Source organism: Demequina sediminis (genome assembly GCF_030296675.1).
GTDB classification, from domain to species: domain Bacteria; phylum Actinomycetota; class Actinomycetes; order Actinomycetales; family Demequinaceae; genus Demequina; species Demequina sediminis.
Genome location: NZ_AP027736.1, coordinates 1,689,804 through 1,713,089, shown reverse-complemented (window position 1 = coordinate 1,713,089; position 23,286 = coordinate 1,689,804). Strand labels below are relative to the sequence as shown.

The window sequence follows — 23,286 nt, the reverse complement described above, 5'->3', positions numbered from 1 at the left end:
CAGTGAGCCAGTCGTCGTGCGAGACGATGTGTTCGTGAGCGTGGTCGGAGTGTTCGATGCGACCACCTCGAACGCGATCGGGATCGTGAGCGATGTCCAGCGCACGCTGGCTGACCGCTACACGAACTTCGAGCTGGTAGTGGTGGACAACGGACTCGCCACCGCGCAGGTGGTGGCCCTGCGCGAGGAGTTGCGCACGCTGTCCTGTGTCCGCGTCATCCGACTCTCACGTCGCTTCGACTATGAGACCGCGCTCTTCAGCGGGCTGGACACCGCGATCGGTGACTTCATCGTGCTCTTCGATCCGTCTCTGGATCCGGTCGCGGAGATCCCTCTGGTCGTGGCGCGGGTGCAGTCGGCGGACATCGTGCAGGGCGTGAGCGTGGTTCCCCTCACTCGTGGCGCACGCGCCTGGGGCAAGGCGCTGTTCTACTGGTACAACAGCAAGATCCTCGGCATCCGTATCCCTGCTCAATCGACCTACCTGACCGGCTTCACGCGACGTGCCGCGAACACCCTGTTGAGCGCTCGACGCCGGCACCGCTATCTTCGGCACCTGATCCGCCACGTGGGCTTCGAAGTGGTCGAGTTCGACTACAGCCCGCAAACGCCGTCGGGCGAGAACACAAGTGCGGGCCGCAAGCGTCCCGGATCCGACTTCCGCGAAGCCGTGGAGATGATCACGAGTTACTCTCTCGCGCCCCTGCGGCTGGTCGCGACGACCGGAGTGATCGTCGCGCTCGCAAACCTCGGCTACGCGGGCTACGTGATCCTCACCTACTTGCTCGCTGATGGCGTCGAACGTGGGTGGGCGACCACCAACCTGCAGCTGGGGATCATGTTCTTCTTCACCTTCCTGTCGCTCGCGGTCGTCTCCGAGTACATCGGTCGGCTGTTGTCGGAGGCGCGGAACGAACCGGCGTACTACCTCATGGAGGAGATCGTGAGCGACCAGCTCATCGCTGACGAGACCAGGAGGAATGTTGCCTGAGAGCGCGCTGACCCGCGAGGTGCCCGCGTACCGGACAGACAAGCTGCGGCCCCGCAACCATCAATACGCGGTGTGCGTGTTCGTGATCAACGAAGGCGACAAGGTGCGGGCGCAGCTGCGCCGGATGCAGGACGTGGCGCCAGCGGCCGACGTCATCGTCGCCGACGGTGGGAGCACAGACGGGTCGCTCGACCTTTCGTACCTGGAATCGGTGGGCGTGACGGCGCTGCTGACCAAGCTCGGGCCCGGGAAACTCAGCGCGCAGATGCGCATGGCGTTCGACTTCTGCCTCGAGCAGGGGTATGCCGGTGTGGTCGTGATCGACGGGAACGGCAAGGACGGCGTCGAGGCGATCCCCACCTTCCTGGAACTGCTCGAGTCGGGCGTCGACCACGTCCAGGGGTCGCGCTTCATCCCGGGCGGCCGGGCCATCAACACGCCGCTGTCACGGCTCGTCGGGCTCAAGGTGCTGCACGCGCCGCTCATCTCGCTGGCCTCGGGCGTCCGTCAGACCGACACCACCAATGGGTTCCGGGCGTACAGCGCACGCCTCCTCGGCGACGCCGAGGTGGACACCTTCCGGGATGTATTCGTCACCTATGAACTGCACTATCACCTGGCGATCGAGGCCGGTCGCCTCCCGAGATTCGCGACCGCTGAGACGCCCGTGACCCGGACGTACCCGAAGGGCAAGGTCCCCACGAAGATCAGCCCGATCAGAGGCAACGCCCACGTCCTCGGTGTCCTGTTCCGGGCCGTCGCGGGACGGTATCGCTCGACCCGGTCACAGGAGGCGACGACAGCATGACAACAGCATTGATCGGCTATACGGGATTCGTCGGCAGCAACCTGCGGGCGGCTCGCGAGTACGACGAGCTCTACAACTCGGCGAACGTGGCAGAGATCGCCGGTCGCTCCTTCGAGACGGTCGTGTTCACTGCGGCCAAGGCGGAGAAGTGGCGGATCAACCAGAACCCGGACGACGACGTCGCGCACATCGAGCAGCTCAAGCGGACTCTCGAGTCGATCGATGCGGAACGTCTGGTGCTGGTCTCGACGATCGACGTGTACCGGGACCCCGTCGGGGTGACGGAGGAGACCGAACCGCCAACCGACGGTCTCCATCCCTACGGGCTCCACCGGCTCGGGCTCGAGGCTTTCGCGACGGGGCAGTTCCCGTCGGTCCACATCGTGCGCCTGCCGGGCCTGTTCGGGCCCGGGATCAAGAAGAATGTGATCTACGACCTGCTGCACGACAACAACGTGGAGCGCATCCATGCGGACGGGGTGTTTCAGTACTACGACCTGCGCTGGCTCGCCGAGGACCTCGACCGGATCATCGCGCACAATCTGCCGCTGGTGAACCTCGCGACGGAGCCCGTCTCGACCCGGGACGTAGCGCGTCACGCCTTCGGACGCGACTTCGACAACCGGCCCGACGGTATGCGGTCCGGCCTCTATGACATGCGCTCGGTGCACGCGCATGTGTGGAACGGACATGACGGCTACCTCTACGGCCGAGATGCAGTGCTTGACGGCCTCGCAGCCTTCGTGCGAAGCGAGCGCGCGGCATGACCGCACCGCGCTTGGCGATCTCCAACATCGCGTGGCCCGCGGAGGAGGAGGCAGAGGTTGCCCGTGCGCTCCAGGGCCTGGGGGTCGCCGCGGTCGAGATCGCGCCGACCAAGGTCTTCAAGGATCCGACCAATGTCTCTGACGTCGAGCTTGGCAGCTATGTGTCCTTTTGGAGTGATCATGGGATCGAGGTCGTGGCATTCCAGTCCATGCTCTTTGGGCGTGAGGACCTGACCCTGTTCCAGGACGCGTCGACGCGGCGTGCGGCCATCGATCACCTTGCGAGATTCGTCGAGCTTGCGGGCCGCATGGATGTCGGCGTCCTGGTGTTCGGCTCGCCTCGCAACAGGCAGGTGCCTGACGGCGCGACAGAGGCGAGCGTCTGGCCTCTTGCAGTCGAGGTGTTCTCCGAACTGGGCGCGATCGCGGCCGCAGCGGGCACGTGCCTATGCATCGAGCCCAATCCCCCGCAGTACGCCTGCAGCTTCGTCACGACCGCCGCCGCCGGTGCTCGCCTGGTCGAAGATGTCAACCACCCCGGCTTCGGGCTTCACCTTGACGCTGCCGGCATGACCTTGGCGGGAGACCACATCGGTGACGCGGTGCGCGAGCACGCCAGCTTGCTACGGCACTACCACGTGAGCGCACCTCAACTTGGGGAGATCGAGAATATGGTGGTCGACCATGCGGCGGGATTCTCCGCGCTCGGCGACGTCGGGTACCAGGGCGCCATCTCGATCGAGATGCGCCCCGGAAGTCCGGGTGAGGGCGCGGCGAGGGCCGCGGCGGCGATCGATCTGACCCGCTCGCTGCTCGCTGAGTCGCGCGGCGAGGAGCGCTCCCGTGACCACCCCCGTACCTGTCACGCGCAGTCGTCAGCGATCACGAGATTCGCAGGATGTGCCGCGCTCGGGGGTCCGGCTCGTAGCCGAGATCGCGCTGGCTGCGGTGCTTGTCGGCGCGCTCGTCGCCTTCGGACAGGCGTGGTTGCGCGCGCCCGCGCTGGGCTATGCGCTCAACGACGATGCTCCGTCGCACGTCGCAGCCACGGTTCTCGCACTCAGCGAGCACGAGGTTGACGAAACCCGCCTGCTGCCCGTGTTCACGTTCGGAGACATCGCCGACCGGGGGATCGACAACCTCCCAGGTTCGAGCGTGGAATCGGACGCTGGGCTCCTCTTCTATACATCCTTCCCGCCGGGCGCTTTCGTCCTGGCTGCGGCGGTATCTGCCGTCGCCGAGCCTTCGTTGGCCGTCATCAGAGGTTTGGGGCTGACGCTCGCGGCAGCAACGACAGCTCTGCTCTTCCTGACCGCGCGTCGTCTCCTCGTGGGCCGACCCGCGGCACGGCCTGGGCAATCGTCATCGCGGCGGCCTACCTCGTATCCCCCGTGGGTCTACAATCGGCCTTCTTCGGCTACTGGGGCCACTCGGTGGTGCAGGTCGCGTTGGCTGGAACCCTCCTCCTCCTCGCGACAGCTCCCGAGGCACGGTACGTGCCTGCGGTGCTCTTGACCGCCAGTTTCGCCGCAGCTTATAGCGAGTGGACCGGAATCCTGATCTTCGTGGTCATCGCGGTCGCGCTCTGGTTCCGTCCTGGGAGCGTGCGGCTGAATCGTGCCGCGGCGCTGAGCATTGGTGCGGGCGTCCTGACTGCGCTCGCGTTGACCGCTTACCAATGGAGTGGCCTCGTCCCGCTCTCAGAGATCGTGGCGCACATGACGCAGCGAGCTGATGCTCGAGGTCTCAACATCGTGCGTCTGGCGAAGGTTTTCTGGGCATGGGCGCTCGCGATGGTGCCGCTGGTTGCGATCACCCTGATGCTCCGCCCGCGAGTGCACCGCGTGATGACGATTCGCCTCCACCGGATCGACTGGTACGCCCGCTTGCTGTGCACAGTGCTCCTTGTGGGTGTGGCAGAGAACCTCGTGCTCGCGGGTCACGCCGGCACCTATGTCTACGACACGAACAAGGTCACGCTCGCGGTGGCGCTCCTTGCCGCCGTGGCTGTGCGAAGCTCTGGCGCGCCTAGGCTCCGGTGGGCTGCCGTCGTGCTGGTCGCGAGTCTGGTGGTATCGGTGGCGTACATCGATCTGACAGTTCGCAGCGCGCTCGAACATGCGTCGGCTCGGGTTGCAGTGTGGAGCGCGGCGAGGCAAATTGCGCAGCCCGGCGATCTGGTCGTATCGAGCGACTGCTCGGTTCGCGGAGCTCAACTGATCTATGTCCAACGTAATGTGGTTGAGTGCGCCGATAGCGAGCTTGTGGACGAGCTGACGCAGAGCGGCGTCGGGCTGGTCGACGTCAGCCGCGCCGGGGGAGATGACTATGCCATCCATCGATATGTTGACGGTCAGCTCGTCAGCGATTGGCTCGAGTCCGAACGCAACTAGACGTATGGGCGGCGCGGGCTCCGACTACCAGGGAGGATCGATGCTACCGATGAGCGGCCAAAGCGACGAGTTGACACAGCGAACCAGTGCGCCGACGGAACCCCGTTTCGCAGGTCCGCATCGTAGTGTTGCGAACACACGAGCGATCTGGTGGGTCCTTGGCGGCCTCCTCGCCGCCAACGCGCTGATCGCAGTGGCTCTGCCGGGCCGCCCCGATGAGGTGACCTGGTACCTGCCGGTTGTCGAGCACAGCGGCGCGGTGTGGCCCGCGCTCAACACAGAGGTGGTCGGTCAGGGCATCAGCCCCCTGTATTCGTGGTTGGTCGGAGGGATCGTCGCTACGGGCGCCCCCGCCCTGCTCGTGGGACGCCTCGTCTCCCTCGCCGCGGCGACGTGCGCGGCTGTCCTGGTCGGGCGCCGGCTCGGCGTGGTGGCTGTCCTTCCTCTCGCCGCGTACTCGCTCGCGCTGTTCAGCGCTCGGGTGCATCCGATCTGGCCCGCGGTGCTCGTCCTCGTCCTCGCATTCCTGACACGAAGGCGCTGGGGACAGGTCGTCTTGGTGGCGATCGCGGTCAACCTCCAGCCCTCGCTCGCGCCGCTGGCGCTGGGACTCGCCATCGTGGTGGTGGCCGAGTCGACACGGCGCCGACTCGTGGACTGGGCTGTGTGGCTCGGGGCATTCGGGCTAGCGGCTGGCGCGGGCATCGTCGCCACGTGGGCCGTCTACGGCGGCCAGTACACCGAGGAGTTCCTCGAGACATTCCCGGAGGCGCGCGATTTCGACGGCGTCACCGTCGCGTACGCACCGCTCGTCGCTCTCACTGCGGGAGTGCTGCTTCTCGTGGTCCTCCCGACGTTGCGCATGCCTCGTGGTTGGTCGAACTGGCTCGCGGTGGGTGCCGCAGGCGCTGCCATGGCGGTTGTCGCGGTGCTCGCGCCGATGCCAGTCGGGCCGCTCGGAAGGGTGCTGGGCGCCCTGGGCGGTCTTGGGTCGGTCGCCTACGGGGCGATGGTCGCGTTGGCGACAGGTCTGCTGGTCGCGGGGTTGCTCGGACTGTGGCGGGAGCAGGGACCAGCCGGGCAGGTTGCGGACCCATGGAGGGTCATCGCCTTGGTCGCGACGCTCGTCGCGGGCTTCACCGTGCTCTCGCAACTTCCCTGGCTGTACGAGCGGTACGCCACATTTGTGGTCGCTCCCGCTGTTGCGCTGCTGATGGGACCGGTCATGGCGGGTCGTTCGCGCGGACGACACGTTGCGATTGCCGGGGTGCTGGCACTCAGCGCGGTCGGCATGAGCCTGGTCGGATCGCTCTAGCTCTAGAACTGACGGACGTTGTTGACAGTTGGGTCTCGTGATTGGGAGGAAGACCTCATGTCATCAACAGAACGCGAGCTCGAGCGGCCCGGCCGTCGCGTCGTCGAGCTCCTCGCCGGGCGCGGGGACAACATCGCGGCCGAGCGGTACCGCTCACGGTAGGTGAGCAGGCAGGATGAACCCATGACCGAGCCGACCCCGCTGACCCGCACCGAGGGGCTTGCCGAGGTGGCCTCGGAGACCCGCGCCACCGTGCTCAACCTCCCGCGCCTCGAGGAGCAGCAGGTGCCGTACATCTTCGAGGGCACAGCCCTCGAGATCTGGGTGCGCATCGACGGCACGCTGAGCGAGGCGGCCATCGTCGCAGAGCTCGTGGAGGCCTACGATGTCCCCGCCGAGCAGATCATGCCCGAAGTGCGAGCCTTCGTCGCCCAGCTGCTTGAGCTCGGCCTGGTGGTGGGGGAGGCTTGAGCGTTGTGTGATCGGGCTGTTCCGGCCCTGAGCGGAACAGCGCCGACGGGACATCGGCGGTTGCCGGGGTAGCGGCAAAATCCCCACTACTGCGATTGCGGGATATTTCCCACATCGGGCAGTGTGGCGACATTCCCACATCTCGGAGACCGGGGCCGACGCCACGCAAGGAACGGTGCCATGCCGAAACTGACCGCACGCAAGCCGCAGGACCTCGCCGCCGTCGTCACGGACGCGCGTGAGGAGGCGGGCATCAGCCAGGCAGCGCTGGCGGAGCGGCTCGCGCTCACCCGCGACTACATGGTCGATCTCGAGTCGGGGCGCACGACCTTGTGCATGTCGCGCATGTTCCGGGTGCTGAACGAGCTCGACGTCGCCATCGTGGCCAGCTACGGCCGCGACGACGCCTCATCCAGAGGTCCGACCTGCTTGCCGCGCCCTTGTCGAACCACCCCAGCGTGGACCGAGCGATGTTGGACTCGACGCTCTACGCGCCCACCCCCACCGCCACCCGCTCGAGCAGCCCGGCCACCGCATCGTTCAACCCCGAATCGGGCACCAGGAAGCCGTCGTGCCCGATGTCGCTGTGGAGCACCACCAGCTCGGCGCGCGGGATCGCACCGGCGAGCCGCTCGGCGTCGGCCAGGGGGTAGAGGCGGTCGGAGTCGATCGCGACCACCAGGGCCTCGCCCTCGTAGCGTGACAGCGCGGCCTCGACGCCGCCGCGGCCGCGGCCCACGTCGTGCGTGTTGATCGCGTGCAGCATCCGCAGGTACGAGTTCGCATCGAACCGCCGCGCCAGCTTGTCCGCGTGGTGGTCCAGGTAGGACTCGACCTGGAAGAACCCCTCCGGGCGCAGCGGGTCGCCGTCCTGGACGGACCGGCCGAACCGCTCGTTGAGCTCGGGCGCGGACCGGTAGGTGGTGTGCGCGATCACGCGCGCCAGCCCGAGCCCGTGGTGCGGGCCCTCGCCGTCGGGCGCGTCGTAGTAGTCGCCGCCGCGGAAGTTCGCGTCCAGCCGGATCGCGGCCGCCTGCGACGCATGCCAGGCGATCTGGTCGGCCGTGGTGGCCGCCGTTGTGCCGATCGCCGCGATGGCCCGCACCCGCTCCGGGTACGTGGCCGCCCACTCGACGGCCCGCATTCCGCCCATCGACGGGCCCAGGATCAGCGCCCACGCGTCGATGCCGAGCAGGTCCGCCAGGCGCGCCTCCGCGACCACCTGGTCGTGGAGCGTGACGTACGGGAAGCTCGAGCCCCACGGGCGCCCGTCCTCGGGGTGCGGGTGCGCGGGCCCGGTCGAGCCCTGGCAGCCGCCCACCACGTTGGCGCTCACCACGAAGAACCTGTCGGTGTCGATCACCTTGCCCGGCCCGACCAGGTCGGACCACCAGCCGCCGGTGGGGTGGCCGGGGCCGGCGTCGCCCAGCACGTGGCTGTCGCCCGTGAACGCGTGCGCCACGTACACGGCGTTGTCGCGCGCGTCGTTGAGCTCGCCCCACGTCTCGTACGCGAGCGTCACGTCGAGCGTGCCGCGAGGGTCGCCCTCGAGTGGGATCTCGCCCAGGTGCGCGAACCTGCGTTCGCCGGGGTGGTCGCCCGGGCGCCAGGCGGACGATGCGGGAATGGGCCCGGCCTCATCCCTCGCCTCGCCCGCCGGCGCCCAGGCGGTGTCGACGTGGTCGGTCACGCCGGTGCTGCCACGTTCGAAACCGCCTCTGCCAGCGCATCGTCCTGCCGCCGCGCGACCGCGGCTGCGGCCTCGAAGCCCAGGGCGAGGTCGCCCAGGATGTCGTCGATGTTCTCGATGCCCACCGCGAGGCGCACCAGCGCGGGGGAGACGCCCGCGGAGAGCTGCTGCGCCTCGTTGAGCTGCGAGTGCGTGGTGGTCGCCGGGTGAATCGCGAGCGAGCGCACGTCGCCGATGTTCGCCACCAGCGAGTGCAGCTGCAGCGCGTCGACGAACGCCTGGCCCGCCTCCTTGCCGCCCACGATCTCGAACGCGAGCACGCTGCCGCCGCCCTTGGGGGCGTACTTCTTCTGGAGGTGGTTCCAGCGGGAGCTCGCCAGGCCGCTGTAGGCGACCGACGTCACCTGGGCGTGACCCTCGAGGAAGTCGGCGACCTGCTTGGCGTTCTCGACGTGGCGCTCGACGCGCAGGCTGAGGGTCTCGACGCCCTGGGCGATGAGGAACGCGTTGAACGGGCTGATCGCGGCGCCGGTGTCGCGCAGCAACTGCACGCGGGCCTTGAGGATGAAGCTGAGGTTCACCCCGAAGATGCCGTCGACGCCCAGGTCGCGGCCGTAGACCAGGCCGTTGTAGCTCGGGTCGGGCGTGTTGTAGTTGGGGAAGCGCTCCGGGTGGGCGCCGAAGTCGAACGAGCCGCCGTCGACGATCACGCCGCCGATGGCGGTGCCGTGGCCGCCGAGATACTTCGTGGCCGAGTGGGTGACGATGTCCGCCCCCCACGCGAGCGGGTTCACGAGGTACGGGCTCGCGACGGTGTTGTCGACGATCAGCGGAACGCCGACCTCGTGCGCCACGGCCGCGACCGCCTCGATGTCGAGCACGTCCTGCTTCGGGTTCGAGATGGACTCTCCGAAGAACGCCTTGGTGTTGGGGCGAACCGCGGCGCGCCACGACTCGGGGTCGTCCGGGTTCTCGACGAACGTCACCTCGATGCCGAACTTGGGCAGCGTGTGCGCGAACAGGTTGTGTGTGCCGCCGTAGAGCGAAGGGCTCGACACGACGTGGTCGCCCGCCTCCGCGATGTTCTGGATCGCGAGGGTGTTCGCGGCGGATCCGCTGGCGACCAGAAGCGCGCCGACGCCGCCCTCGAGCGCCGCGATCCGGTCCTCGACCGCCTGCTGGGTCGGGTTGCCGATGCGCGTGTAGATCGGGCCCAGCTCCGCGAGCGCGAAGCGGGCCGCGGCCTGCGTGGTGTCCTCGAACACGAACGAGGTGGTCTGGTAGATGGGCAGAGCACGGGCGCCCGTCTCTGAATCGGGGGTCTGACCGGCGTGGATCTGCTTGGTCTCGAAGGCCCAGGTGGGGTTCGTCATGATGGCTCCTTGGAAGTCGGTGTCGGTGCGGGTCTGGCGTGTCGCGTCTGGTGAGACTGCTGCTGGACTCGGATCCGCGGCCCTCGGGAGCGGTGCCGTGTCGCTGGCCACCGGGCGTGCAAGCGCACCGGCAGTCCGCGACCCCGAGGGGCGCGGCGCGCGACGAGGCGGTGCCCGCTACGGGAGAGATCTGGCCTGCCACTCCGTCGTGAGGAGGAGGCCGGCGCCCGTCACGGGCGCACGCCGAACGTGCGCGGGGTCAGCGACACATTCGACGGAACATGGGTGGGACTGTAGCCCGGACGCGGCGTGGCTGGCAAGCGGGCGGCGAGTGAGTGCTCGCGCGTGCTGCGGCTCCGCCACACGCTTTCGCGGTTGCGCCGTGCTGCGGCTCCGCCACACCGTTTCGCGGCTGCGCCACACAGGGCTCGGCGTGTCGTCGGCGAGTCGGCCGCTGCAGCCGCTGATTGCGCCCGTGGGGAGGGCTGTTGTGTGGCGGAGCCGCGGGGCGGGGGCGGAGCCGCGGGGCGGGGGCGGAGCCGCGGGGCGGGGGCGGTCGCTTCGCCGGGGGCACCCCCGCGATACGCTCGGCGCACCATGAGCCGCATGCCTCGCGCCCCGCGCACTCCCCGCACCCGCTCCTCCCGTCTCGCCCGCTCCTCCCGTCTCGCCCGCGCCGCGCGGGCGACCGCCGCCCTCCTGATGGCCGCCGCGCTCGGTGCAGCGGGCATCGTCCCCGCGCAGGCCGCGGAGACCTACTCGCTCTCCGGCACGGTCACGCTTCCGCCGTTAGTGCCGCCCGAGGCCATGGACGCGATCCAGGTGCAGGTGCGGTCGTACGACCCGTGGGTCGACCAGACCGTGTCGCCCGACGCGACCGGCGCGTACGTGGTCGAAGGGCTGCCAAGCGCCGTCTACACCGTCGAGTTCCTGGTGGGCACCTACGTGGACCCCGCCACGGATCTCAAGGTGACCCCCAACGCCGTGGGCGAGTATTGGCGCGGCGCGTCCACGTACCACCTGGCCACGCAGGTGCCGGTGGGCCAGGGCGCGAACCCGGGTGACGTCACGGGAATCGACGCGGAACTCGAGCACGGCAGGACCATCGCGGGCACCGTGACTCTCGCGCCCGGCGCGGACCCCGCCCTGCTGGCCCAGGGGATCGAGGTCTTTGCTGAGCCGGTCGATGCGGGGATTTCCACCACCGCGACCGCGGCGGTCGACCCCGCGACGGGGGCCTACAAGCTCACCGGGCTCAAGCCGGGCACGTACATCCTGGAGTTCGACGGGGCGGGCGAGGGGGCGGACCGCACCAACGTGATCCGCGAGTTCTACGCCGACGCCCTCACTCGCGAGGACGCGACCCCGGTCAACGTTGGGGGGAGCAATTTCATCGGGGTGAACGCCGAGCTCGCGCAGGGCCGCACCATCACCGGGGCACTCGCCGTCGAGGACGGCGCGGACCCGGCGGCGCTGCGGGGAGTGCAGGTGATGGCGTTCGGGCCCACGGGCACGACGTTCGGCGTGGTGGATCCCGAGGCCGGCACGTATTCGCTGTCGGGGCTGGTGCCGGGGGAGTACACCGTCGAGTTCTCCGACTCCGGCTATCGCGACCCGGGCTCGGGCGCGTGGGTCGAGTCGAGCCTCGCGATCGAGTACCTCGAGAACAGGCGCACGCAGGGCACCGCCAACGTGATCGACGTGAGTGGCGGCAGCGTCGAGCGCGACGTGCGGCTCGAGCTCGCCCGGACCATCAGCGGGACGGTGACGCTGGCATCGACCCTCGACCCGCGCGAGGCGGACACGCTCCACGTCCACGTGCTTGACCCCGTCTCGAAGCTCAGCCGCACGGGCTGGGTGCGTCCCGACGGCACGTACGCGATCCCGGGGCTTCCGCCGGGCGAGTACACGGTGCGCTTCTACGGCGAGGGCTATTGGGACGATGCCACCGGCAGGGAGGTCTCGCGCGTCCAGTCCGAGTATTGGGACGATGCCGAGACCCTCGCATCCGCGACCGCCGTCGACCTCACCGCGGGTGACGCGCGCGGCATCGATGCGGAGCTCGCCGAGCGCCCGCGGATCGAGTTCGCCGACGTGGATGGCTCCGCGTTCACGACGGAGATTCAGTGGCTCGCGGACGAGGGCATCTCGACGGGTTACCCCGTCGCAGGCGGGCAGCAGGAGTTCCGGCCGCTCGGCAGGGTCACGCGCGACGCGATGGCGGCCTTCCTGTATCGCTTCGCCGGCTCGCCGCACGTGGACCTCGACGAGGGCTCGCCGTTCGTCGACGTGCCGACCTCGCACCCGTTCTACGAGGAGATCGTGTGGCTCGCACAGACCGGGGTCACCACGGGGTGGGAGGTGCCCGGCGGACGCGAGTTCCGACCGTCCCGGCCGATCACGCGTGACGCCATGGCCGCGTTCCTCTACCGCTTCGCGGGGTCGCCCTGGTGGGAGACCCCGTCGATCACGAAGTTCTCCGACATCAAGCCGAGCACGCCGTTCTTCCACGAGATCACGTGGCTCGCGGAGATGGAGATCTCGACGGGCTGGACCGTGGGGCGGCGGACCGAGTTCCGTCCGCTCGAGAACATCAAGCGCGATGCGATGGCGGCGTTCCTCTACCGCTACGCGGGGCTGGGGCTCGGCGCGCCCGCCTGAGCTGGGTTCCGCGCCCGGCATCTCCGCGGCTCCGCCACACGCCGGACCCCCCATGGGACGCTGGTGGTCGCTTTTCGGAGGAGTCGGCGCGCCATGGGACGCTCACGGTCGCTGGCGTGTGGCGGAGCCGCGAATCCGTGTGGCGGAGCCGCGAGAGAGTCAGCCGCGACTGCGCGAACCCGCCCCTCACAGCTCGCGCTCGAACTCCTCCATGAACGCGTTCATCTGTGCCGTCTCGACCAGGAAGCCGTCGTGACCCACCGCGGAATGCACCACCTTGACTCCTGCGGAGCCCGACAGTGCGGCATCGAGCCGCTGCGAGTTCTGCAGCGGATACAGCCGGTCGGAGTCGATCGCGATGACCAGCGCAGGGTCGGTGTAGCGCGCGAGCGCGGTCTCGACGCCGCCGCGACCGCGTCCCACGTCGTGCGACTGGATCGCCTGCGCGAGGCGCACGTAGGTGTTGGCGTCGAAGCGCCGCGCAAGCTTGCGCGCGTGATGCTGGATGTAAGACTGCACCGCGAACAATCCGCCCCGGCCGATCGGGTCGCCTTCGCCCTGGTAGGAGCGCCCGAAGCGATCGTTGAGCTCCCCTGCACTGCGGTACGTGGTGTGCGCGATCATGCGCGCGATGCCTAGCCCCACGTGCGGCCCGTCGCCGTCCGCCGCGTCGTAGTAGTCGCCACCCCTGAACCTCGGGTCGGCTTCGATGGCTGCGAGCTGCGCGGTCGACCACGCGATCTGGTCCGCGGTCACGGCCCCCGTCGACCCCACGGGAGCGATCGCCCCGACCCGCCCCGGCGCCATGACCGTCCACTCAAGCGCCCTCATGCCGCCCATCGACGGGCCGGTCATGAGCCTCCACCGGTCGATCTCGAGATGGTCCATCAGGGCGATCTCCGCGCGGGCCATGTCGCGCATCGTCACGTAGGGGAAGCGCGATCCCCACGGTCGCCCGTCCTCGGGGTGAGGGGAGGACGGCCCGGTCGAGCCCTGGCACCCGCCCACGACATTCGCGCACACGATGAAGTGGCGCGCCGGGTCGATCGGCTTGCCCGGCCCGACCATCGCGTTCCACCAGCCGCCCGTGTGGTGGCCCGGCTCCGCGGGACCGAACACGTGGCTGTCGCCCGTGAGCGCATGCGCGACGTACACCGCGTTGTCGCGCGCGGCGTTGAGCTCGCCCCACGTCTCGTACGCGAGCGTCACGCCGGGCAGCACACCCAGCGGATCCGCCTCGAGCTCGAGGTCGCCCAGCGCGAAGAACAGCCGTCGGCCCGGGTGGTCGCCGTCGCGCCATGCGGCGCTCGCGGGGATCGGCGCGCCGGGGCCCGGCCCCTCGTCGGCGGCCCTCGCGTCGGTCTCGATGCCGTCGTCATCCATGGCGCTCAGCCTAGGGGACGGTCGCGCGCGCACGCCCGTGCTCAAGTGCGGTCTTGTGAATGCCGATGTCCGAAGAGAGGGACGATGCCGCGTGGACTTTCGCACACGGCGGTTCCGCGCGCGGATGGTCCGGTTTAGGATGAGCGCGGAAGTGACAGATGTGACAGATGTGACTCGCGAGACGAGAAGGAGGCAGGGGTGATCCTGCGCAGACGGGTGGCCGCCCTGGCCACCATCGCCGTGGCCGCGAGCGCGCTGGTGATCGCCGGACCTCCTCACCGTGCGACCGCGGACAACTACCCCGGCCAGGACCAGATCGATGCCGCCCGCGCGGCCGCAGCATCGGCCGCCGCGAGCGTCGACACGCTCGATGCCGCGATCGTCTCGCTCGAGACCGCACGCGCGGACGCGGAGACCGCCGCCGCGCTCGCCGCGGACGAGTACTCGCTCGCCAACGCCCACCGCGAGGAGGCGCAGGCCACGCTCCACGCGGCGCAGTCTCGCGCCGCGGAGGCCGAGGAGGCGCTCGCCGCCGCCCGTGCACAGCTCGCCGTCGTGGCGCAGGCCGCGTACCGCGACTCGGGTGCGATGAGCTCGCTCGGCGTCGTGGTGGGTTCCGAGACGGTCGAGCAGGTGGTGGTGCGTTCCGAGGCCATCACGCGCTCGTCCGACGAGGCCGACCTCCTCATTCAGGAGGTCAAGGCGGCCGAGCTGGTCGCGACCACGATGCGCGACCACGCCGCCCGTGCGGCCGAGGACGCGGAGGCCGCCGTCGCCGCGGCCGCCACCGCACTCGCCGAGGCCGAGGACCTCCAGCGCAACGCCGATGAGGCCGTCGCGGGAGCCGCCGCGGCGCGCGCCTCCGCGATCGAGCGGCTCGCGCGGATGCGCGGTGTCTCGGTCGCGCTCGAGGAGCAGCGGCAGGAGGGGCTCGAGGCGGACCGGCGCGAGGCGGAGCGCGAGGCGTGGGAGCAGGCGCAGCAGGAGGCCGAGCAGTCGGGCGGTTCGGGCGGTTCGGGTGGCTCCGACGGCTCGGGTGGCTCGGGTGGCTCCGACGGCGGGGCATCGACGCCGAAGCCGACCACCACGTCGACCCCGAAGCCCACGACCACGTCGACGCCCAAGCCGACCACGACATCGTCCCCCAAGCCCACCGAGACACCGGCCCCGCCGGTCACCGGCGGATGGAAGTCCTCCGCGGCGCAGGGTCAGCAGGCGGTCGACAAGGCGCTCACGCTCATGGGGACCGACTATCTGCTGGGCGGAAACGGCCCCGCGTATGACTGCTCGGGCGTGACGTATGCCGCGTGGCGCTCCGCGGGCATCATGATCCCGCGGTCATCGCAGACCCAGTACAACGCGCTGACCAAGGTGCCGATCTCGCAGATGCGCCCCGGTGACCTGGTGTTCTACGGCTCGGGGCGGTCGACGTCGGCGATCTATCACGTGGGCATCTACATCGGCGGCGGCATGATCGCTGAGGCGACCAAGCCGGGCGATGTGGCGCAGATTCGCGCGTACGACGCGAGCTGGCGCGTCGGCAACCTCATCCCCTACGTGGGACGGCCGTAGTCACGGGTTGCGGCTGTCTCAGCTCACGGCTCCGCCACACACGCCCTGCACCGTGCGACAACGAGCGTCCCATGGCGCGCTCGGACCTGCGAAAAGCGACAGTGAGCGTCCCACAGCGCGCGGGCGTGTGGCGGAGCCGCGATTCCGTGTGGCGGAGCCGCGAGGGAAAAGCAGAGCAAGAGCCGGAGAGAACCCGGGCTCAGTGGTCCTGCGGCGGGTGCAGCGGGTTGAGCGTCGCAAACGGCGTGCCCTTGGCGCGCTCGAAGGAGGACCGGATCTCCTCCTCGGCCTCCTCGCGCGAGACCCAGTGGGCGCCCTCGACGGACTTACCGGGCTCGAGGTCCTTGTAGACCTCGAAGAAGTGCTGGACCTCGAGGCGGTGGAAGTCGGAGACGTCGGTGAGCTCCTGGCGCCACGTCTGGCGCTGGTCGCCCACGGGCACGCACAGCACCTTGTCGTCGCCGCCGGCCTCGTCGCGCATGCGGAACATCCCGAGCGCACGGCAGCGGATCTGGCAGCCGGGGAACGTGGGCTCCTCGAGCAGCACCAGCGCGTCCAGCGGGTCGCCGTCCTCACCGAGCGTGCCGTCGATGAAGCCATAATCATCGGGGTAGCGCGTCGAGGTGAAGAGCATGCGGTCGAGGACGATGCGGCCGGTGTGGTGATCCACCTCGTACTTGTTGCGCGAGCCCTTCGGGATCTCGATGGTGACGTCGAATTCCATGCTGGGTCCTTAACGGTAGGTCTGAGGTCCTAGAGCGGTCCGGGTACTAGTGTGACGCATGTTCGGAGGTCGTGGGTGCGAAGAATCGTGGCGGGCGTGGCGGGCTCCGTCCTGCTGCTCGGCGGGGGTACGCGTACGCCGACGCGCGCGACGTGGTCCCCGGCTGGATCACCGCCGCGCCCGTCGAGGTGCCGCAGGCGCCCTTCATCACCGCCGCGCCCGTGGCTGCGGCGCCCGATCCCACCGCCGCGCCCGTCGCCGACCTCGACCCCGACGCGCCTCGCCCTGACACCGCGACCGTTCAGTCGCTCGCCGAGGCAGTGCGGGCCGACCCGCGCACCGGCGAGTCCACGAACATCTCCGTGATCGACTACCTCGACGGCACGGTCTACGCCGACCTCTCCGCCGCGGACCCCCAGGTCCCCGCCTCGACCACCAAGCTGCTCACCGCGGTCGCGGCCGTCGGTCACCTAGGAGCGGACTTCCGCACCCGCACGACTGTCACCTGGAACCCAACCACCCGCACGCTCACGCTGGTCGCGGGCGGCGACGTCATGCTCGCGGCGGGCGAGGGACACGGCGGCACGGTGGGCGCTGGCGACGACCCCGCGCAGGGCTGGGCCGGGCTTGGGGACCTCGCCGCGCAGGTGGCGGCGGCGGTGGGGGACGATGCCGCGGGCCTCACCGTCGTCGTCGACGACCTCGCCTTCCCCGGCCCCGCGTGGCCCGAGGAGTGGCCCGACTACGCGTTCGACATGGGATACGCCGCCCCCGTCACCGGCCTCGCGGTCAACGGCGCGCGCCTCAGCGATGACAACTACGCCCAGCGCGCCGCCGACCCCTCGCTGCACGCCGCGGGCCTCTTCATTGCCGCGCTCGGGGAGCGCGGACTGACCGTCGAGGGAGAGGCGACCAGGGCATCGTCCCCCGTGAGGGACGATGCCGGGGCCACGGAGGTCGCGGCCGTCGAGTCCGCGCCGCTCGCGGAGGTCGCGCGGCACCTGCTGGCCGTGTCCGACAACACGGTGTCCGAGGCGGTCGCGCGCGTGCTGGCGCTCGCGATGGGCAGGCCCGCGACTCCCGCGGGTGGGGCCTCGGCGATCACGCTCGCGCTGCGCGACCTGGGGGTGCCGACCGCGGGACTGGAGTTGTACGACGGCGCGGGGTACTCGGACCGCAACCAGATCGCTCCCGCGATGCTCACCGCGGCGCTCACGGTCGCGCGTGAGGAGCCGGGACTGTTCGGGCTGCTGTCGTGGCTGCCGCTCGCGGGGCTCGAGGGCACGGTCGAGTCGCGCTACGTCGGCTCTCCCGTCGCGGGCTTCTGGCGCGCGAAGACGGGTTCCCTGACGGGGGTCACCTCGATCGCCGGGGTGATCGTCACGGCGGACGGTCGTGCACTCGCCGTCGCGATCCTTGCGGACGGCATGCCGTACGGGCAGGAGCGGCCGCAGTCGGCGTTCGACGAGTTCCTCGCGGCGCTGGCAGAATGCGGATGTGAAGGATGAGGGCAATCCGTTGACGGGACCGCATCCCGCGGTCGCGGCGTGCCGCGTGGCGGTGCGTGACGCCCTCGGCGAACTCGAACTCGGCACGCGCGTGTGGGTCGCCGTCTCGGGTGGCCCCGACTCGCTGGCGCTGGCCGCCGCGGTCGCCTTTGTGGCCCGCAAGCAGGGACTCTTCGCCGGCGCGATCATCGTGGACCACGGCCTGCAGCCCGACTCCGCGGTCGTGGCCGAGCGCGCGGCTCACCAGGTGCGTCGCGCCGGCATCCACACGGTCTACGTCGAGAAGGTGACGGTGGGACGCGCGGGCGGCATGGAGGCGGCGGCGCGCGAGGCGCGGTACGCGGCGCTCGAGGCGCGGATCGACGCGGAGGGCGGCCTCGCGCCGTTGCTGCTCACGGGACACACGATGGACGACCAGGCGGAGACCGTGCTCCTGGCCCTCGCGCGCGGCTCGGGTGCCCGCGCGCTCGCGGGGATCCCCGCCAGGCGCGGGCGCATCGTCCGTCCGTTCCTCACGATCCGTCGCAAGGACACGATGATGGCGTGCGAGGCGCTCGACCTCGAGCCGTGGCACGACCCCACGAACTTCACCGAGGACGGCCCGCGCCGCTCCGCGCTGCGCACGCGCGTGATGCCGTCGCTGGTCGAGGTGCTCGGGCCCGGGGTGGTGTCGGGGCTCGCGCGATCCGCCGCGCTGCTGCAGGCCGATGCCGACGAGCTCGACCGGCAGGCGCGCTCCGCGATGGGGGCGTCGGTGTCCGCGGTGCGCTCGGACGACTGGCGCTGCGACATGCTCGCGGCCCTGCCCGACGCGATCCGCACGCGCATGCTCAAGATGCTCGCGGAGAACCGCGGGGCCGGGCCGCTCACCGCGACGCACGTGGCGGCGCTCGACTCGCTGGTCACCGCGTGGAAGGGACAGGGCGCGATCTCGCTTCCGGGCGGATTCGAGGCGCGCCGCGAATATGGCAGGCTGGTCATCAGCCACCCATTGGAGGAGAACCAGCCGTGAGCTTCCAGTACGACATGAGCGACTTCTCCGAGGTCCTGGTCTCCGAGAACGCGATCGGGCGCAAGCTCGACGAGATGTCCGCCGCGATCCGCGCCGACTACGAGGGCAAGGACCTGCTGCTCGTGGGCGTGCTCAAGGGCGCGGTCATGGTGATGGCCGACCTCGCGCGCCGCATGCCGCCGAGCGTGCAGATGGACTGGATGGCGGTGTCCTCGTACGGGTCCGGCACCAAGTCCTCGGGCGTGGTGCGCATCCTCAAGGACCTCGACGCCGACCTCACCGGACGGCACGTGCTGATCGTCGAGGACATCATCGACACCGGAGTGACGCTGTCGTGGCTGCTGGGCAACCTGCGCTCGCGTGGGGCGGCGTCCGTGGAGATCGCGGCGCTGCTGCGCAAGCCCGCCGCCGCCGTGGTGGACGTGCCGGTGCGGTACATCGGCTTCGACATCCCGCCGGACTTCGTGGTGGGTTACGGGCTCGACTTCGCGGAGAACTACCGCACGCTGCCGTTCGTGGCGGTGCTCAAGCCCGAGGTCTACGAGCGGTAACCGGCTGCAGGTCTCTCGCGGCTGCTGGCGTCTTGCGCCTGCTGGCCGTGGAGACGCGGCTCCGCCACACCGCGCTGTCTTGCGGCTCCGCCACACGGATTCGCGGCTCCGCCACACAGCGCTCGGCGTGTCGCCGGCGAGTCGCGGGCGAAAGGCCGGGATAGCGCGACCTGGGGGCTCCTTGTGTGGCGCAGCCGCGGGAGATGCCGGGCGGCACCGCTGCGCGGCGCCGGTGGTGCCGATGCTCACAGGGCCGGCGGTGCGGGGGCGGGCCGACCTGTTTTTGGGGATGAGGCGTCGCACACGCGCGGCGGGTCCACAGTCGATCCGTGGATGCGCGACGAGTCTTGGACGAATCTGGAGGCGCCGCGCGCCTGGAGACCTTGCTGGCGAGCGGCGTCACGGAATCGCGCCTGCGCCGCGAGGTCGCCGGTGGCCACGTGGTCCGTCCACTTCGAGGCTGCTACGCGTTGCCGCACGCGTCACGAGCGGCGATCCTCAGGGCCGCGTACCGCGCGGAACTCTGCTGCCTGAGCCTGTGCGAGGCGCTAAAGCTGCCCATCATCGCGGCCGACCCATGCGTGCATCTGGTCGTCCCCAGGGACCGAGCTCGGCGCGCCACGGACAAGCGACCGGTGTCGGGGGTGACGCTTCACCGCCTCGACACCCCGGGGGATCCGACTCCGCGACCATTGCGGTCGGGCTTGACCTCCTAGGTCGCTGCGCGGACCGCATGCAGCAGATCGTCGCGCTCGATGCGGCGCTCAACCGTGGCTTCCTGGCCCGCGGCGACATCGCGGACTTCACCTTCACCGAACCGCACCGGCGCCAGTGGCTGATGGACATGGTTGATGCGCGAGCCGAGTCCTTGCTCGAGACGATCCTTCGCGTGGCGCTTGTCGAACGCGGATTCGAGGTTCGGCCACAGGTGCGGATCGCAAGCGCGGGGCGGGTGGACCTGGTGGTGTCTGGCAAGGTCGTTGTCCAGACCGATGGCAGCGAGCACCACAGTTCCCCGGCCCAAGTCATCGAGGACAAGCGGCGCGACCGCGTGTGTGTGGTCGCCGGCTACCGGGTGTTGCGCTTCTCCTATGCCGACGTCATGTTCCACCTCGACGAGGTCGTCGAGCAGATCACGGCGGCGCTCGCCTACTGAACCCGCGGGCCCGCGGCCCCGCCACACGACCCGGGCGCGGCTCCTGCGGCTCCGCCACACAGCGAGCCGGCGCATCGTCCCTCAGGAGGGCTTTCGACGGCGACACGCCGCCGACACGCCGAGCGGCGTGTGGCGGAGCCGCGAATCCGTGTGGCGGAGCCGCGGGACAAGCAGCGGTTGAAACACCCCCACCACGCCGTGAGCGAAACCTTTACCTTGCGTCGGTGCCACCGCGTAGAGTCGACCTCACGATGAAGAACGTCCTCAACTTGCGCCTGATTATCTTCTATGTCCTGGCAGCCCTGGTGGTCGGCTGGGCCGTGTCGGGTCTGCTCGGCCCCCGTGTCGAGAGTGTCGACACCTCCGAGGGGCTTGCCATGTTGCGCGCCCAGGTGGCCGAACAGGTGAAGATTGTCGACGGCGATCAGCGCGTCGAGATCACGCTGATCGACCCCGCGGAGTTCCCCGATGACTCCCCGGCGGAGTGGAGCGAGTTGGGCGACCGTGTGCAGTTCTTCTACGTCGCGCCGCAGGGTGACGAGGTCGTCGAGGCGATCCGCACCGCCGAGCCCGCGCAGGGCTACAACTCCGAGGTCCCGCAGAGCTCGATCTGGGCGACGCTCGCGTTCACGTTCCTGCCGATCCTGCTGCTCGTGGGCCTGTTCTGGTTCATCATGTCGAACATGCAGGGTGGGGGCGGCGGCCGCCTCATGAACTTCGGCAAGTCCAAGGCCTCCCTGGTCACGCCCGACACCCCCACCGTGAAGTTCGAGGACGTCGCGGGTGTGGACGAGGCCGTCGAGGAGCTCAAGGAGATCGAGGAGTTCCTCGAGAACCCCGCGAAGTTCCAGGCCGTGGGAGCCAAGATCCCCAAGGGCGTCCTGCTGTACGGCCCTCCCGGCACGGGCAAGACGCTGCTCGCGCGCGCCGTCGCGGGCGAGGCGGGCGTGCCGTTCTTCTCGATCTCGGGATCCGACTTCGTCGAGATGTTCGTGGGCGTGGGTGCGTCGCGCGTCCGCGACCTCTTCGAGCAGGCCAAGAAGAACAGCCCCGCGATCATCTTTGTCGACGAGATCGATGCCGTCGGCCGTCACCGCGGCGCCGGCCTGGGCGGCGGCCACGACGAGCGCGAGCAGACGCTCAACCAGATGCTCGTCGAGATGGATGGCTTCGACATCCACACCAACATCATCATGATCGCCGCGACCAACCGCCCCGACATCCTTGACCCCGCGCTGCTGCGCCCCGGCCGCTTTGACCGGCAGGTGGGCGTCGATGCACCGGACCTCAAGGGCCGCGTCAAGGTGCTTCAGGTGCACGCCAAGGGCAAGCCCATCTCTCCCGAGGTGGACCTCGACGGCCTCGCGCGCCGCACCCCCGGCTTCACCGGCGCCGACCTTGCGAACGTGCTCAACGAGGCCGCGCTGCTCACCGCGCGCCGCGAGAAGCAGCTGATCGGCCCGTCCGAGATGGACGAGGCGATCGACCGCGTCATCGCCGGACCGCAGAAGCGCACGCGCGTCATGAACGACCACGACAAGCGCGTCACCGCGTACCACGAGGGTGGACACGCCCTAGTAGCAGCGGCGATGCGCCACACCGACCCCGTCACCAAGGTGACGATCCTTCCCCGCGGCAGGGCGCTCGGCTACACGATGGTCATGCCGCAGGAGGACCGCTACTCCAAGACGCGCAACCAGCTGCTCGACAACCTCGCGTACGCGATGGGTGGCCGCATTGCGGAGGAGCTCGTCTTCGGCGACCCGTCGACGGGCGCCTCGAACGACATCTCTCAGGCCACCGAGATCGCCAAGCAGATGGTCACCGAGTACGGCATGTCCACGCGCATCGGCTCGGTGCGCCTCACGGGCAGCTCGGGTGAGGTCTTCCTGGGCCGCGACATGGGTCACGGCCGCGAGTTCTCCGAGTCGGTGGCGTCGACCATCGACCAGGAGGTGCGCGCGCTCATGGACAACGCGATGGCCGAGGCCACTCTCGCGCTCGTCACCAACCGCGCCATGCTCGACACGCTCGCGGAGGCCCTCCTCGAGAAGGAGACCCTCAACGAGGGAGAGCTCGCGGACATCTTCGCGAAGGTCGAGCAGATCCCCGCGCGCGACGAGTGGATCTCGGGCGCCTGGATCGAGGCGGCCCCCGCATCGGCCAAGGGCGGTGCGATCCCTCTCGTCGCCTCTCCCGAGGTGGGGGACGATGCCGCGGCTGGGTCGAGCGAGGACGGCACCGCCGCCGGCGGCGGCGAGGGTGAAGGCGAGGGCGGCGGCGAGGATGACGGCGACGACTCCGCACCCGCGCCCGACCTGATCGAGCCGAAGGACCAGTGACGATGGCGGTCGACAAGCCGCGCATCGAGGCCGCGGTCCGCGAGATTCTCGCGGCGGTCGGGGAGAACCCCGACCGTGACGGCCTGCGCGACACCCCCGCACGAGTCGCGCGCGCCTACGAGGAGTTCTTCGGTGGCCTCCACCAGGATCCCGCCGACGTGCTGTCCGCGGTGTTCGAGCTGGGCCACGAGGAGATGATCCTGGTCAAGGACATCGAGCTGTACTCGATGTGCGAGCACCACCTGGTGCCGTTCCACGGGGTCGCGCACGTCGCGTACATCCCGGGCACGGACGGCCGCATCACGGGCCTCAGCAAGCTCGCACGGCTCGTGGATGTGTTCGCCAAGCGCCCTCAGGTGCAGGAGCGCCTCACGACGCAGGTGGCCGATGCCCTGGTCGACGAGCTCGGCGCGCGCGGCGTGATCGTCGTGGTCGAGGCAGAGCACCTCTGCATGTCGATGCGCGGGGTGCGCAAGCCCGGCTCGCGCACGGTGACCTCCGCCGTGCGCGGAGCGATGCGCGACGGCGCCACCCGCGCGGAGGCGATGAGCCTGATCGTCGGGAAGTAG

Annotated in this window: 19 protein-coding genes and 1 pseudogene; 16 read left to right on the top strand and 4 right to left on the bottom strand. The window is 69.8% G+C overall.

The window, feature by feature from the left end:
• Positions 1-34: 34 nt before the first annotated feature.
• From QUE44_RS08700 to QUE44_RS14125, 8 genes and pseudogenes are all read left to right on the top strand, one after another.
• Positions 35-991 carry a glycosyltransferase gene (locus QUE44_RS08700; protein WP_286214133.1) on the top strand — a complete coding sequence of 319 codons (957 nt, stop codon included), beginning with the start codon at positions 35-37 and terminating at the stop codon, positions 989-991.
• On the top strand, positions 981-1,799 hold the full coding sequence (locus QUE44_RS08695; protein ID WP_286214132.1) for a glycosyltransferase family 2 protein: 819 nt from the start codon (positions 981-983) through the stop codon (positions 1,797-1,799). Before QUE44_RS08700 ends, QUE44_RS08695 begins: the two co-directional genes overlap by 11 nt.
• Positions 1,796-2,566 carry an NAD-dependent epimerase/dehydratase family protein gene (locus QUE44_RS08690; RefSeq protein WP_286214131.1) on the top strand — a complete coding sequence of 257 codons (771 nt, stop codon included), beginning with the start codon at positions 1,796-1,798 and terminating at the stop codon, positions 2,564-2,566. Before QUE44_RS08695 ends, QUE44_RS08690 begins: the two co-directional genes overlap by 4 nt.
• Positions 2,563-3,645, top strand: a complete 1,083-nt coding sequence (locus QUE44_RS08685; protein ID WP_286214130.1) for a sugar phosphate isomerase/epimerase family protein — start codon at positions 2,563-2,565, stop codon at positions 3,643-3,645. The genes QUE44_RS08690 and QUE44_RS08685 overlap by 4 nt, the downstream gene beginning before the upstream one ends.
• Positions 3,646-4,062: 417 nt before the next feature.
• A complete protein-coding gene (locus QUE44_RS08680; RefSeq protein WP_286214129.1) occupies positions 4,063-4,959 on the top strand; it encodes a hypothetical protein in 897 nt (298 codons plus the stop codon).
• 193 nt (positions 4,960-5,152) lie between these two features.
• The gene (locus tag QUE44_RS08675) at positions 5,153-6,274 is read left to right on the top strand and encodes a hypothetical protein (protein ID WP_286214127.1); all 1,122 of its coding nucleotides are present in this window, start codon (positions 5,153-5,155) and stop codon (positions 6,272-6,274) included.
• A gap of 183 nt (positions 6,275-6,457) precedes the next feature.
• A complete protein-coding gene (locus QUE44_RS08670; RefSeq protein ID WP_286214126.1) occupies positions 6,458-6,745 on the top strand; it encodes a PqqD family protein in 288 nt (95 codons plus the stop codon).
• A gap of 180 nt (positions 6,746-6,925) precedes the next feature.
• Positions 6,926-7,069, top strand: a pseudogene (locus tag QUE44_RS14125) (helix-turn-helix domain-containing protein); the annotation flags it as partial.
• A gap of 163 nt (positions 7,070-7,232) precedes the next feature.
• Here QUE44_RS14125 and metX (QUE44_RS08665) read toward each other — a convergent pair.
• The gene (gene metX, locus QUE44_RS08665) at positions 7,233-8,435 is read right to left on the bottom strand and encodes a homoserine O-acetyltransferase MetX (RefSeq protein WP_286214125.1); all 1,203 of its coding nucleotides are present in this window, start codon (positions 8,433-8,435) and stop codon (positions 7,233-7,235) included.
• On the bottom strand, positions 8,432-9,808 hold the full coding sequence (locus tag QUE44_RS08660) for a bifunctional o-acetylhomoserine/o-acetylserine sulfhydrylase (RefSeq protein WP_286214124.1): 1,377 nt from the start codon (positions 9,806-9,808) through the stop codon (positions 8,432-8,434). The genes metX (QUE44_RS08665) and QUE44_RS08660 overlap by 4 nt, the downstream gene beginning before the upstream one ends.
• A gap of 597 nt (positions 9,809-10,405) precedes the next feature.
• Here QUE44_RS08660 and QUE44_RS08655 point away from each other — a divergent pair.
• Positions 10,406-12,469 carry an S-layer homology domain-containing protein gene (locus QUE44_RS08655; RefSeq protein ID WP_286214123.1) on the top strand — a complete coding sequence of 688 codons (2,064 nt, stop codon included), beginning with the start codon at positions 10,406-10,408 and terminating at the stop codon, positions 12,467-12,469.
• Positions 12,470-12,655: 186 nt separating this feature from the next.
• Here QUE44_RS08655 and metX (QUE44_RS08650) read toward each other — a convergent pair whose 3' ends face one another.
• Positions 12,656-13,852: a homoserine O-acetyltransferase MetX gene (gene metX / locus QUE44_RS08650; protein ID WP_286214122.1), complete on the bottom strand. Its 1,197-nt coding sequence runs from the start codon at positions 13,850-13,852 to the stop codon at positions 12,656-12,658.
• Positions 13,853-14,050: 198 nt separating this feature from the next.
• Here metX (QUE44_RS08650) and QUE44_RS08645 point away from each other — a divergent pair, with 198 nt between their 5' ends.
• A complete protein-coding gene (locus QUE44_RS08645; RefSeq protein WP_286214120.1) occupies positions 14,051-15,424 on the top strand; it encodes a C40 family peptidase in 1,374 nt (457 codons plus the stop codon).
• 199 nt (positions 15,425-15,623) lie between these two features.
• Here QUE44_RS08645 and QUE44_RS08640 read toward each other — a convergent pair whose 3' ends face one another.
• Positions 15,624-16,148, bottom strand: coding sequence for an inorganic diphosphatase (locus QUE44_RS08640; RefSeq protein WP_286214119.1), 525 nt, complete (start codon positions 16,146-16,148; stop codon positions 15,624-15,626).
• Positions 16,149-16,300: 152 nt separating this feature from the next.
• On the opposite strand from QUE44_RS08640, the gene dacB reads away from it, so the two are divergent.
• From dacB to folE, 6 genes are all read left to right on the top strand, one after another.
• Positions 16,301-17,656: a D-alanyl-D-alanine carboxypeptidase/D-alanyl-D-alanine endopeptidase gene (gene dacB, locus QUE44_RS08635; protein ID WP_286214118.1), complete on the top strand. Its 1,356-nt coding sequence runs from the start codon at positions 16,301-16,303 to the stop codon at positions 17,654-17,656.
• Positions 17,646-18,668 (top strand): tRNA lysidine(34) synthetase TilS, encoded by a 1,023-nt coding sequence (gene tilS, locus QUE44_RS08630; protein WP_286214117.1) that lies wholly within the window; start codon positions 17,646-17,648, stop codon positions 18,666-18,668. The genes dacB and tilS overlap by 11 nt, the downstream gene beginning before the upstream one ends.
• A 14-nt stretch (positions 18,669-18,682) precedes the next feature.
• Positions 18,683-19,219 (top strand): hypoxanthine phosphoribosyltransferase, encoded by a 537-nt coding sequence (hpt, locus tag QUE44_RS08625; protein ID WP_286216734.1) that lies wholly within the window; start codon positions 18,683-18,685, stop codon positions 19,217-19,219.
• 733 nt (positions 19,220-19,952) lie between these two features.
• A complete protein-coding gene (locus tag QUE44_RS08620) occupies positions 19,953-20,375 on the top strand; it encodes an endonuclease domain-containing protein (protein ID WP_286214116.1) in 423 nt (140 codons plus the stop codon).
• 251 nt (positions 20,376-20,626) lie between these two features.
• Positions 20,627-22,717: an ATP-dependent zinc metalloprotease FtsH gene (gene ftsH, locus QUE44_RS08615; RefSeq protein WP_286216733.1), complete on the top strand. Its 2,091-nt coding sequence runs from the start codon at positions 20,627-20,629 to the stop codon at positions 22,715-22,717.
• 2 nt (positions 22,718-22,719) lie between these two features.
• Positions 22,720-23,286, top strand: a complete 567-nt coding sequence (folE, locus tag QUE44_RS08610) for a GTP cyclohydrolase I FolE (protein WP_286214115.1) — start codon at positions 22,720-22,722, stop codon at positions 23,284-23,286.